At 39.9% G+C, this 13,171-nt stretch carries 10 protein-coding genes and 1 pseudogene; 1 reads left to right on the top strand and 10 read right to left on the bottom strand.

From position 1 onward, the window contains the following. Window positions 1-475 precede the first annotated feature (475 nt). A complete protein-coding gene (locus ACSLGF_RS17115) occupies window positions 476-865 on the top strand; it encodes a hypothetical protein (protein ID WP_251191561.1) in 390 nt (129 codons plus the stop codon). Window positions 866-906: 41 nt separating this feature from the next. On the opposite strand, the gene ACSLGF_RS17110 is transcribed toward ACSLGF_RS17115, so the two are convergent. The 10 genes and pseudogenes from ACSLGF_RS17110 to ACSLGF_RS17065 all read right to left on the bottom strand — a co-directional run bounded on the left by ACSLGF_RS17110 (window position 907) and on the right by ACSLGF_RS17065 (window position 13,053). Next, entirely contained in the window at window positions 907-1,710 is an 804-nt protein-coding gene (locus ACSLGF_RS17110) for a peptidoglycan recognition protein family protein (RefSeq protein ID WP_456007390.1), read from the bottom strand. A gap of 56 nt (window positions 1,711-1,766) precedes the next feature. Further along, on the bottom strand, window positions 1,767-2,177 hold the full coding sequence (locus ACSLGF_RS17105) for a phage holin family protein (protein ID WP_456007388.1): 411 nt from the start codon (window positions 2,175-2,177) through the stop codon (window positions 1,767-1,769). A gap of 33 nt (window positions 2,178-2,210) precedes the next feature. Then, window positions 2,211-2,408, bottom strand: a complete 198-nt coding sequence (locus ACSLGF_RS17100) for a hypothetical protein (RefSeq protein WP_456007386.1) — start codon at window positions 2,406-2,408, stop codon at window positions 2,211-2,213. 2,292 nt (window positions 2,409-4,700) lie between these two features. Then, a pseudogene (locus tag ACSLGF_RS17095) lies at window positions 4,701-6,377 on the bottom strand (phage tail spike protein); the annotation flags it as partial. Window positions 6,378-6,397: 20 nt separating this feature from the next. Then, window positions 6,398-7,105: a distal tail protein Dit gene (locus ACSLGF_RS17090; protein ID WP_456007445.1), complete on the bottom strand. Its 708-nt coding sequence runs from the start codon at window positions 7,103-7,105 to the stop codon at window positions 6,398-6,400. After that, the gene (locus ACSLGF_RS17085; RefSeq protein ID WP_456007384.1) at window positions 7,054-11,358 is read right to left on the bottom strand and encodes a phage tail protein; all 4,305 of its coding nucleotides are present in this window, start codon (window positions 11,356-11,358) and stop codon (window positions 7,054-7,056) included. The genes ACSLGF_RS17090 and ACSLGF_RS17085 overlap by 52 nt, the downstream gene beginning before the upstream one ends. A 4-nt stretch (window positions 11,359-11,362) precedes the next feature. Next, a complete protein-coding gene (locus tag ACSLGF_RS17080) occupies window positions 11,363-11,671 on the bottom strand; it encodes a hypothetical protein (RefSeq protein WP_456007382.1) in 309 nt (102 codons plus the stop codon). Between the two features lie 20 nt (window positions 11,672-11,691). After that, a complete protein-coding gene (locus tag ACSLGF_RS17075; RefSeq protein ID WP_456007380.1) occupies window positions 11,692-12,198 on the bottom strand; it encodes a tail assembly chaperone in 507 nt (168 codons plus the stop codon). 68 nt (window positions 12,199-12,266) lie between these two features. Beyond that, window positions 12,267-12,542, bottom strand: a complete 276-nt coding sequence (locus ACSLGF_RS17070; protein ID WP_456007378.1) for a fibronectin type III domain-containing protein — start codon at window positions 12,540-12,542, stop codon at window positions 12,267-12,269. Continuing rightward, complete coding sequence (locus ACSLGF_RS17065) at window positions 12,529-13,053, bottom strand: phage major tail protein, TP901-1 family (RefSeq protein ID WP_230031735.1); 525 nt, start codon at window positions 13,051-13,053, stop codon at window positions 12,529-12,531. The genes ACSLGF_RS17070 and ACSLGF_RS17065 overlap by 14 nt, the downstream gene beginning before the upstream one ends. Window positions 13,054-13,171: the final 118 nt, after the last annotated feature.

Here is a 13,171-nt window from a genome sequence, read left to right as displayed (position 1 = left end):
TATCTGCTCCTTACTACATCTTTGATGATTACAAAAAGCGTTGCAAGTATTAAAGCGGCCATGATTACAGTTGTGAAAGTATTTGTCCATATTGAACGCGTTACAATTGAAGCCGCGCTCAAGAGGATCATAAAGAAGATCAATTGTTTTTGGTTCATATTATATGCTAGACTGGTTATAATTATATTGAGAAGCGAGCGATTAACTCGCTTCCCCAGTGTTAGTCCTTCTTATTATCTTTGTTTGCGTCGTGTGATTGTTGGGCAATCCACGCTATAGATGCAACGTAAAAGATGATTTGAAGGACTTTTATCATGTTGTCTAGCATTTCCTCACCTCCTATATTTATTATACTATAACTATAGACTTAAGTCTATAGTTAAACTAAAAATATTTGAACATTCTGTATTTTTAGGTACAAAGTATAACCATATATGCTATTATTTAACTGCAACATAAATAGGGAGGGTATTATATGAAAAAGCTTATTGCGTTGATACTTACTTTTGTTATGTCGTTGGTGTTTATTAACTCTGCATCGGCTGCAAGCACATTTGAATCTGTTACAGTTGGTGGTTGGGATAACGCCTACACAAGTCCAGTGGATGGACAAGGTCAATACGGAAGAATTACCCTACAAGGAACAGCAGGATCACAAGCTTATGCATTCGTAGAAGTTTATTATAATGGCACATGGCATCGTCCCACAGTAAATGAACCAGACTTTGGCTGGCTCTGGTTGGGCAGTGGTGTAAGTCAAGATACCACTAACTATTATATGGAAAAAGGGAAGAAATACAGATTATACGTTAACACTACAGGGTCAGATTATACCGCTAAAGGTTACATCAGAACTTATGATTGATAAAAGGAAGCTCCCACAAGCTGTGGGGGCTTTTTATTGTTTTATTTATTAATTAGACTTTCAAGTTTCACTTTTGTCTTTGGCCCATAAATGCCGTCTGCCGTAAGACCATGCATCAATTGGAATCGTTTGACTGCATCCGCTGTTTTTGGTCCGTAATAACCGTCAATTCCATTGTTTTTCGCTCCCTTTTCAGGATAGAAGAAAAGAGCGGCTAACGCTTCCTGTACGGCTTTTACGCCTGCCCCTTTCGTTAATGGCTTGGTTACTTTTAAAATGCCTGTTGGCAAGTTGTATGACTTTTTCACAGGCTTGGAAACTGCTGTTTTGGATGGCGCTGCTTTTGTTGGTTTAACAGACGGCTTTTTACTTGTGTGAGCAACGGCGATCCCGGCTTTGAAGTTGTCCCAACGATTGAGCAGCCTGCGAGGGCATTCTTTCCCGCTCCATCTCTTATGCGGAACAACGTTAGACAGTGGAATCCCTTGCTCTGTCATTAGCTGACGAATTAGCCATTGAGCATTTTCAACCGCCTTTTCAAAATTACCGTCAGCATTTTCACAAATCTCAATCCCAATTGATTTCATATTGCCGGTTCCTCTGCCATCCCCTGCGTGCCAGCCGTTTTCGTTTAACGGTAAATGCTGATAGATGCAATTTTCATCCACCGTAAAGTGCCAGCTTACCCCTGTACTAGATCGCTTAACAAAACTAGCGTGATTAGCTGCATCTGCTCCCTTTTTAGTATTAGCGGTATTGTGAACCGTAATATATAGCGGATTCATGTAGTTTCCTGGACGATTCCTATTGCTTTTTGGAATATAATCTCGAATGATTTTTACCACTTTCATCGTCTCCTTTTAATCTATTTTGATATAGAAAAGGCTGCCGAGTGGCAACCTCATTTTGTTTTATTTTCTTGTTTCAAAATCTCAATAGCTTTTGTAATCGGATCTGCGACAGGTACGCCAATTTTCCCTGCATTTTCAGTGATGGAAATCAGTTCATTTATACAATAAAAAACAATTGTTACTGTCATGACGAAAAATCCCATTTCAATGCCATTTTCAATAAGAAGTAAATCAACCATATGGGCGACAGTAACCATCACGAAAATAAAAACTTTTCGAGTAATGCCGATCAATCCCGTTCGGCTTTTCACCTCTCCCTGAACCGCCGCCGCAGCTAACCCGCTTGCATAATCAATAATCACAAGTACAGATAAAATCGTCAAAAGAACGCTCCACCCTCCAAAAAGAAATCCGACTATACCTCCGATAACGGAAATCAAACCTTTATAAAAATACTCCACTGTATTTCCTCCTTTTAAGCAAAATAAAAACGCCTATTCAGCGTGGTTTGAATCGTCTTGTTTTAATTTAAGTAATTCCTCTTTCAGCAGCTTGTTTTCATTGTCGCAAACTGTAAATTGCGCCCTTGCTTCCGCAAGTTCTAAATGCGCTTTTGTTAACTGCTCCGATAAAGCCATTGCTTTATAAAAAAACAACTCTTCTTTTTCTGTAAGTTGTTGTTTTTGTTCCATCTCAATTCCCCATTTCTTTTATTTGATTTTCTAAGACATAGACCTTATCTTTCAATTCCTTAACTATTGGAATTAATAAGGCGTACAAACGGTCATACATAACGCCTTCGATTTGTCTCTCTCCGTTTTCGTCTGGATCACTCCAGAATAGATATTCCTTCAATCCCGCTTCGTAAAGATCCTCGGCTATTAAACCCGGCACTCTTTCAAGATAAGGTCTATCACCATCATCTGAACTGTTTGACTCAAGTATTTCTGCATATGATTCCGCAACTTGTTTATCAAACCATGTTTTCGGTCTCAATTTCAAAATATTTTGCAGCTTGTCATCAGGATATTCTTCAATGTTTAATTTGTATTTTTTTGATGAAACAACACGGCCCAAAGTTCCGTATTGAGTAATATACACGTTCGCAGGTTGGGTGTATAACCTAAAGTATATATCTTCTGACCATACACGCTTTCCTGTATTATCTCTTCCAAGAAATAATGATCCGTTCCATCCCCCTCCATCCATATAAATTCCAGCATCTTTTTCACCCTTCCCTTCTATTGAAACGCGACCATTTGAAGCAGATATATTGATTCCTTTGTCACCGAATATATCAGTTCTTATTCGGCCATTCAGCCAAAGGTATCCCTCTGCAAATAAACTTATATCCTCATTTGCTGAAAGTGAAGCATCTTTTTGTGTACGAACACTATAAGATTTTAATGAAGCCACATGCCCCGTTTTTAATCCATTAAATGCAAAACTTGGTTCTCCACGATTTAATTCAACACTAACCTTGAAGACCACTTCATCATTTTGTGAGAAGATCATATGAGTACCACTACTGCCCACGCCGAAATCATTAGGAACCCCCGGATTAGTCTCTATCCTTAACTTATGTGAAATGTTTTCATTTCTAGGGTTCGCTGCTGCAAATAAATTGATTCCGCCTCTTTTTATATCAACGGTACTAATCGGTTCTTGTGTTTCATTCTCACCAATTCTATTACCATATTCTTGAGAAATTAAGCCAGATTTGATTGTAAGTTTTTCATATCTTTTTACAGTTATATCATATATAGTTTTTCTAAATTGATAAATTTGATCGGCTTCAATAAAAGATTCAAATGCAGTTGAACCTGAAATAGGTTCAATTCGCGCCCCTCTTATAAGGGAGCCTTCTATTGTGATCCCTTTAATCGTTCCAGCTGTAATTTTATCCGCAGAAAGATTGGCTATTTTAGCATTTGTGATGGCTCCATCTGTGATATGCGCCGTGTCAATTATCGCTGTGCCTAAATGTGCTTTTTGGATTGCAGCATTTTGAATGGCTGCCGTTCCAATTGCAGCATCATTTACATGAAGTGCTGTGACGGATTTTTCAGTAAGCATTACATCGTAAGGGCTGGCAGACCATTCTTTTATTTCATTGCCTGATCGCAACTGAACATTGCGTATATCAAATGAAACAGATGTGACATCTAAAGTTTCAATACCTTCCACAGTTGTTGCTGATCTTGCAACACTGCCTATAATGGTATCTTGTGAATTTGGCGTAAAATCAACCCAAGTGGAATTATTGTTGTATTGCCATTGTGAACCGTTATATCTTACCACCCTGAAATCATATGTTTGTACAGTGACACCACTTGTAAATCTTGAATTATCTGATCCAGTAAACATTAAATAGGCATTGGTTTCAGTAGAATTTGCGCCAGTACCTTCTAAACTTGTGCTGATCTCCGAGTTTCCCTTTGGAAATTTGTATATGGTACCATCGGGTGTTGTAAAAGAAGCATTATCACCGAAGATGACCTGAATTTCCCCCGGATTATTTGCCCCTGCATGATACTTGTTTTTTACGAATTTTATATCTCTTACCGCTCCACCACGTTGAACCCCATTTACTGTTAGGGCAGGTACCTTTCCACCTAAACCAGCTATTACAATGTAGTAGTCGGAATTTGTTTTACCAGTAAATTCGAAAGGAATATCATATCTCACAAATTCTTCTTCTGGATAATTGGTTATGTCCGTGTATGGTGATGGAATCAGCACACTTTCCGTACTAGTAGCAGTTGTATTTCTTCTTGCGTAAACATAATTGAAATTATCCATCAAACCTCTTTTTGCTTCGAAAGACAAGATATATTGTTTTCCGTTTGTTAATTTCAATGCCTTTCTTTGACCCGTTATAATCCCTACAGCATTGAAAGTTGAGTTTCTCATCACAGTAACAATATTAGACCTTTCATTTTCCTTGAAGAAAAGAAGACCATTATTCACCGCTGTTAAATCACTTGATCGCAGGAGAGAACCCGGTAGTATATTTGAATTCTCAATGTCTGTATACAGCTTTTCAGCTGTGACCGAGAGCGATGCCAATTTATCTGCTGTGACAGCACCAAACATAATATCGTCATTAAGAACTCTTACCGTCTTGGCCTCATATTCACCTGACCAATCACTGGCCGTTCCATGCGTATTTATTGTTCTAAAACGGTAATACCATACTTGATCAACGTCAACGCCGTCTTGGTGATGCCAGCCTCCTGTTTTACCGCGAAAAATAAGCTGCGCGGCTGTTGGCGTAAATCTTTATTTTGCGATGCATACACTTCGTATGCTGCAATGTATGAACTAGGGTTGTAATCCCAAGTAAGGGATACCGTCTTGAACAAACCTTCTGCCTTGATATTTGATGGACGGGGCGGCTTCGTATCTGGAAAACTGCCGTCTGTCACGTTGCCCGCTTCCGGCTTTCTTTCCCAGGTGCCACGATTACTATCAATTATCTTTTGCAGCTGCTTTACTCGATCATCGCCCTGTAAGGCTGACAAGAACTGGCCTATCTCAACGACACACGTATTTTCAGGATCGGTGATGTCATATTCCATTGAGATAATGCGCTGTGATGTTTCAATCGGAATAGCAAAATTACGGTCAATAGCGATGGTTGTATCTCCAAGATCGACATGCTCGTGCTCATACCCCTCAACGCCTTCAAGTAGCTTAACCGATAATTCATAATTGACTTCTGTTTTTGAAGCGACAGTAATTAAATGATTGTAAGTTGCTTTCAACAGCTCTTCTTCATCTTCTATATCTTCATCACTGAAAATGCCTTCTCTATGGATCAATGCCCCGTTTTTCAAGCGTCCGTATTTTTGTAATAGAGTAGGATCTCCTACCCACTCTTGACCCTTCGGCTTGTCTACTGGATCACCATTTGACTTTTTCCATTCCACTTCTGAAAAATCAATGAAACGAGAATAACCACCCGTTTCTTCTCCGTCATCGTCAGTATTCTGCAACGAAGCACCATAACCATACAAAGCAGTTTTCGGATAGCTGATCACAGTACGTCTGATACTTTCAGTGTCCTTATCAATTTCAAAACGCTTGCCGCTGTCTTTTCCTCTGCGCGACAAGACCTTAATTGTGCGTTTAGTGATGGTATTCCCGTCAAACTCCACCACGTCTTTAAACTCGCCGCCCCATTTGTTCAAAACATCGCTTAAACATTCAAGAGCAGTCATTTTATAGAATGATGTCGAGTTTATTCCTAGCTCGGCGGTCACTTCTGCGGTCCATCGGGTTCTTTCAAATACTTGATCAAGAACATACTGCGCCGTTTTATCTTTTGGCCGCTTCTCTTTAATGATTGTTTCAGCCAATTCCATCATTGCTGCTTCGCATGTTACGAGCGTGTTAATCTCAGCACCGTCATCCGTATCATCAAGCTCTTTTATAACAAACGCCCTCAATTCGCCGTCCTTATCTCGGAACACGACTTGATTTTCTTCAAACAGATACTTTGCATCAGGATGGGAAGCATCCGCAATAAAAGAAAAAGAAGAACCCAAGTTGAGTTCTTCTTTGTATTTAGCATCCCAAAAATTACACGAATCCTGTCCGTCACTGGACAGAACAGCCAAAAGTTCATCTTCTGGCGATAAAATGAATATCTCAGCCATGACGGACCCCCTTTCTCATTCTATAAATAGGCTTCATTGAATTTGATACTACTTTTATGGCTAAATCTTAGCTTGACTGGCTTTTGAGCAGGAAAATCAAAAAACTCAGATTGGATTTGCAGGCCATTCATGATAGCTTTTCCATTGTTCATTATTTTTCGTTTAGCAATATCAATCACAAGCGTGTCACCAGCGATGAAATTATAAACAATTTTAATAGTTTTCTTCACACTATTATCTGAGTTTAGAAGAGACACCTCATATGAAGTAGCTGCTGCCGTAAATACACATTCAATCTTTGGTTCGATTGTGGCTAAACTTGGATTCGTAAAAGTCCTCAAGCCGCTCTCGAATTCATAAATCGCCGCTAATCCGTATTTTTTTGGATCAGAACAAAGGAAAGTTAGTGTGGCATGTTGTAAGCCTCCCTTTGTCTCACCCTCTGTCAAACTCTCAAATATGGCGTTATATGTCCTGTCTGGTTCATCGAAAAAAACAAGCGGCTTTTCATCATCCGTATGCAGAATATAGTTCAATTCCTCCTGTTTTTTCTTCAATTCTTTTTCAGTGGAAAAGGCAAATAGCACTTCTAGGGTTATAACCCTAACAGGTAATCTAGTACCACGAAGAAAACCGCCTGCGCGGTTCCCTATCGTGTCTATTTTCACTTCTCGACCTACAACACCTCTGCCGCTTGGTGTCTCTTTAAGGTAGAAATATTGTGATATGTCAGTTCCGTTAAAAGTGATCTTCCATTCATTGGGGACAAGTTGTTGATAGCCATTGTGTTATATCCAATAGCTTTCCCGCTCTTTTTAAGCGATCCCAGCTGCTTAACATTAACAGTCAATTGAATAATTTTATTCATGTAATCATTTTTCAATTTATTCAGTTCTGAATTTGCCGCATTTCTCAATTCAGCAATTTTCTTTGTTGTTTCATTTTTGAGTCCGGCAAGCTCTTTTGTTGCTTGTTCACTTGCCATGCTGTGCTTTTGTTTCCATAGAGAGATATATTTATCTAGCTCTGGAGCAGACATGGAAGCAATAGCTTTTATTTGATCCGCTGATCCCACACCCATTTGTTTCAATTCATCAACAAATTCTTTTGGTGCGCTTCCTGTTAGTTTTGATAGATCGGACTGGAAACCTTTCATTCTATCAATTTGTGCTTGCAGGTTATTTAACAGTTTAGAACCACTTACTTTTTCTATGGTTACACTATCAAATAGCCCCATAGCATTGTAATAAGAATCAGTACGTTCTTTAAGAGCGTTCTTATACTCTTCATTTGCCTTCTTGATGTTATCGGTCAATTTGTCATTAATGCTCTTAAACTTGGACAAATAGCTGTTATTGACGGATAGAAGACCTCTATTAAGCTTCTCGGCTGCTTTTCTCTCGTCATCTTTTTTCTTCTGCGCTTCTTTCTGAAGTTTGGTTCTAGTTGCATAAATTTCTTTCTGTACCTTATTACGCTGCACAGCAGTCAGTTTTTCTTTCTTTTTGATCTTTTCAAGCTGCTTCATGTATGTCTGACCGCTTATCTTCTTAGTGTCATATTTAACTTCTACATTAGCGATCTTTTGAGAGACTTTCTTTTGATAAGCAAGCTGTGCTTTTGCCTTTTTACGCTGCGCCTCAAGTGCCTTTTTCTTTTGCTGTGATTGCGATTTTTTCTGAGCATTGTATATTTCCCGCTGAATCTTCGCATTTTGCGTGGATGTTAGCTTGTTTTGTTTCTTAATCGCATTAAGCTGTTTGATGAAGGTTTTAGAACTGATTTTTCCCGTATCAAACTTGGTTTCTACAGCTCTGATCTTGTTATCAACGCCTGTTTTTCTTCTCGCATTCGCTTTACGTGCCGCAGCAGCTTGTTTTTTTTTCAATGCTGCCGCTTGCTTTTGAGCTTTCTTCATTTCTGCCTGTGAAGCTTTCTGCGCTGCTTGCGTTGTCTTCTTAGCAGAAGAAACAACTGTATTTGTTGATCTATCAAGACCTACAGCCATACCAGCACCCAAGTTATATCCGATTTCATCACGCATCCAACGTGAAGGGGAATGAATGTTAAATAGTTTGGTAAAGGTATTTTTGACGTTACCTACAATATCAGATGCTTTTTTGTATAGATCGCCAGCAACGCCACCTATACCCCTTATCAAACCTCGAATAATGTCTTTCCCTATTTTGAATAAGTCAATTCCTTTAAAGAAAGCCATGACCTTATCCCAAATACTCTTAATCTTGCTTCTAACATCATTCATCTTGTTACTGACAGAGTTTTTTATATCGTTGAACTTGCCGGAAACAGTCTTCCATATACCGCCAACAACGTTTCCAACTGTCGTTTTAATTTTATTCCACACATTGCCGATAAACGTCTTTACTGTGTTGAAAACAGTAGTTGTCGTACTCTTGATTTTGTTCCAGTTGTTCACAAAGAAGTTTTTAATACCACCTAATACAGTCGAAAAGAAGGATTTGATTCCGTTCCAAACTGAGGAAGCAGTATTTTTCAAGCCATTCCAAACAGCTGTGACAACCTTTTTGATTGTGTTCCAAACTGTTGTGAAAATGGTTTTATATATCTTAAACACTGTCGTGAAATACGCTTTAATCCCGTTCCATATGGTTGTGGCCGCCTTCTTGATGCCGTTCCAGACACCGATTATAAAGCCTTTGATACCACCCCAAACACTTGAAGCAACTTTCTTGATACCGCTCCATAAACCTTTAAGAAAATTCAAAATTCCGTTCCAAGCATTTTGCGTAAAGCTAGTAATCTTGTTCCACAAGTCAATAAAGAATTTTGAAATAGGCTCCCAATATTTAATGACAAGAAATACAGCTGTTCCAATGGCCGCGATTGCTAACAATATAGGATTTGCCATAAACACCCTAGAGACAACACCGAATACTGTGCCTATCATTTTGATAGCAGAACCGACTTTGGTTGCTATTGAAACAATGTCTTGCCACTTCAAAAACAATGTAGAGAAAGAAACAATCATCGGTGTTAAAGCTCGTACTACACCAATTGTTGAAATAAAACCAGCTATTAATTGTCCGATGATAGGGTTGGCCTGCATGGTGGTATTAGTGAATTTTAAGAATCCGTTAACTGATTCTAAAATTGTTTTACCTAATGGTGCCATACCAATAAGTAGGTTGATGATTGTCTTCGAGATTTCACCAAGCGTACTCCACACCGTCGGACCAGTATCCTTGATGTATGCGATGAAGTTTTTAAATCCTTCTGTATGTTGAACGGTACCGGCCCATTCTCTGAATCTAGCTGTCATATCAACTAAAGAAGTAAGCATGTCTGCTGACATTGGACCAAATGCTGCAAATAAACGGCGCAATGCACCAGAAAAGTTGGTGATGACTTTTAAGATTTTCGGACCGTTTTCTCTTGTGTACGCTATGAAATCTTGGAATCTTTGTGATGAGCTTAGTCCTGCCGCCCATTTAGCCCATGAAGCTGTTGCCTTTTCCATGCTTGCGGCCATGTCATTCCCTAAAGGACCAAAAGCCACAATAAGGTTCATGACTGTTCTCATGACATTCCCTGCGATATTTCCAAACGTCACAAATGCTTGACCAGCATTGTTATTCATCCATTTAATAAAATTTTTCAGGTCAGGAGCTTTAAAAGCATTATCCATGTTTTTTGATAATGTAACCGCTCCATTTGCGACACTCATAAACATAGGTCTTAAACTATTCAGAACCTTTTTAAACGTTGTGAGCGAGTTCGTGAACGATTTCAAGATAGGTTTTTGTGTGATCTTTGCAATGTCCTGCCAGTTATCTTTAAAATCTTCTAAAGTGGCAAGGGCTTTCTTCTCCTCTTTCCCTAGCGACTCTTGCAAAACTTTTATTTTCTCCATGATTTTAGCGCGCTCTTTCGCGCTTGTAGCATCATCTAGCTTGGCTTGAAGTTTGTCTAGATCTTGGCCCGTTTTTATCACATTCCCAATAGATGTAACAGCTAAAGCACCAAACGCCACTGCACCTGTTCCAGCAGAAGAAAAAGCACTAACAAGACCCATTAATCCACCTGTAGCAGATCCGATCATAGGGCCAAGCGAACCAAGAACACCGACAGCACCAGCTAAAGCAGGAGCGATGGCAGGTAATAAAGCTAATAATCCACCACGTATAGCATTCCCAAATACCGTTGAAATTGAATTTGTGATTTTCGCTAATCGGTTCATAGCGTTTTCGAAGTTATCGAGTCGACCTTCAATCTTAACCCAAATTTCTCTCGGTATAGTCGCTAACGCTGCTCTTGCAACAGTTACCGATCTTATCAATGCCGCTGCACTTCCGTTTATTACTGTTTTGACTCTATTTGGTATACTTGCTAAAGCCGCAATTCCTGCACTAACTCCAAAAAGAATCGGCCCCTCACTTGCTGCTAGCACAGTTGTTACTCTGGAAGTAATCGAAGCAAGAGCGGTACGAACAACGGCAACCGTTGAAACAAGCGGGCTGGCATTCCCTGCAATGATTGACGTTACCCTTTGAGAAATAGAAGATAATGCCGTTCGAGCTACAATTACAGCTCGTCCTAAAGGAGTAGGATTTCCGGCAATGACGGTTGTCACTCGTTGAGCGATTGACCTCAGCCCCGCTTTAGCACGAGCTATTGAACTAGTTAATGGATTGTTATCACCCGTAAAATAAGTATTAATTCGTTGAGGAATCTCACGCAATTTTTGACGAGCCATACGAACAGCCCTAGTTAAAGGATCTGCATCGGCATCTAGGTCCACTCGGTTGCGTTCATGTCGGCGCAAGAAACTATCCATCTGCTGTTCTGCCTCACGTACACGCCTTTGGAAATCAGCGATTTCAGCATCTACTTCGACAGTGTGATGATCACGCATACGGCGCATCATATCGTTCACTTTGTCCATTTGCTTTTTGAATTTACGTGTTTGCGCCTCGACAACCGCCGTTAATTTTTCGATCAAACCCTCACCCCTCTTCTTTTGTTTTTTTAAGCATATTTCTTAATTCGATATTAAGATCATTCAAACGTTTGCCATCCACTTGATTTTTAAATTGGTTTCCTGTGACATCACGTTCAAGATCAGCTCTTGCTTTTTGTGCATCAAACATTTTTGATGGTTTGACTGACTTGGCATTGAGCGCGTACCGATGAAACACAGCATTTATTGTCATTCGCTCCAGGTCATCAATCTCACGCAGCTTTGCCGCCTTGAGCTTGCGTTTATACTCGTTTGGAGTCCATGACATGATTAGATCGTTGTCATAGACACCCATCCAACGAGCTGCATCTTCAATTACTTGGAGGTAGTCGATCCCATCCGCTCTTTGCGGGCTTGCTTGAGCATTTCCATGTATTCCTTCGCCTGTTCCTGTTCCTCGATCCGTTTCGCCGCCATTTCTGGTGTCTCGTTCGGTGCCGCTTTCTTCTCTTTCGTCATTTTCTCCAGCATGGTCCATTGCTGACGGATCTTGCCTTTGAAAAAACCTGCATTCTCAAGCGTTTGGAATGCTTCTTTAATTAGACGATCAGTAGCATCACCTTTAGTGTCTTCGTCAATGATTTTCATGATTGCATCTTCAATTTGCTCTGCTGACGGTTTACTACCTTTAAGGTGAGATAGACCACAATCCCAAAACGCTGATAACATCAAAGCGTCTTCATTGAGCAAACCCATGTAAATGTTCAGCGTGCCGCCTGCTTTGTCTTCTTCTTTTGTCGTGTATTTCTCGTTTGCCGCACGATCAAACGCAAAGTCACATCTTGCTGTATATTCTTTTGATCCAATTATTAAAGTAGCCATTTATAAAAACCCCCGATTTGTTTTGTTTAATAGAAAAGAGCCTCCAGATAATAGAGGCCCTTCAAGTGTTATTCTCCTGTTGAAGCCGGTTCTGTCTGTGTGACGATTTCACTCATTGGAGACTCGCCAGCTTCGTTAACTGCTGTCACATTAATGGTCAGTTTCGTATCAGGATTCATCCCTGATGCCACATAACTTGTGTCAGTGACGTTTTTGTCCAGACGCTTATCTGCGCCTCTGTATACGTTATATGAAGTCGCCCCTTCTACCGCATCCCACGTAACTGTTATGCTGTCAGACGTGGCTGTAAACGATAGATTTTGGGGCTCCTTAGGGTGTCTCAACTTTCTTATTAAGCTCGCCGAACTGTTTGAAGCTATCAGCCCCAGCTGTAGAACGAATTTTAGCAATAAAAGCAGGATCAAGCGCATCTAATTCGTCTTTAAATGTCTTCCCTAGAATTGGAAGGGTGGTTGATACCTCAATGAAGCCATCTTGCGGCGCGCTTTTCTCTAGGTTTTCAATGATAGCATGACCATATTCAGAATCATGTTTTCCATTTTTATTTAAGTTAAGATTCACTTTCCATACTTGAACAGCTTCTTCGTTGTCAAAAGCTGCTTCAATGGCTTTTTGCCCCGGATCATCATCCGCAGCGTAGAAAGTAAGCTCAATACTTTCACTCTTTGTACCATAACCAACAATTCGACCCGACTTTGTGCTTTCGTCCAATGTGTCTTGTTCTTTCGTGTGAGAACCCTCCGTCTGGAAAGCAACAAAAGAACCTTCTGTATCTGTAGACTTCATCGTTTGAACAAAATAGACTTCATCCTTACCATTCAAAAGGTTTACCATTCAAAACGGGACTGACCCCATAAAGTGAGACAAATAAAAAACACCTTCAAGTTTGAAAACGGATCGTTGTTATCCGAAATAAGACGTGGAGGTGTTTTTTTCTATGGGGACAAGAGTG

The sequence above is a fragment of the Bacillus sp. A015 genome, assembly GCF_053851875.1.
The sequence above is the reverse complement of the archived record's forward strand: the minus strand, read 5'-3'. Positions and strand labels throughout refer to the sequence as shown.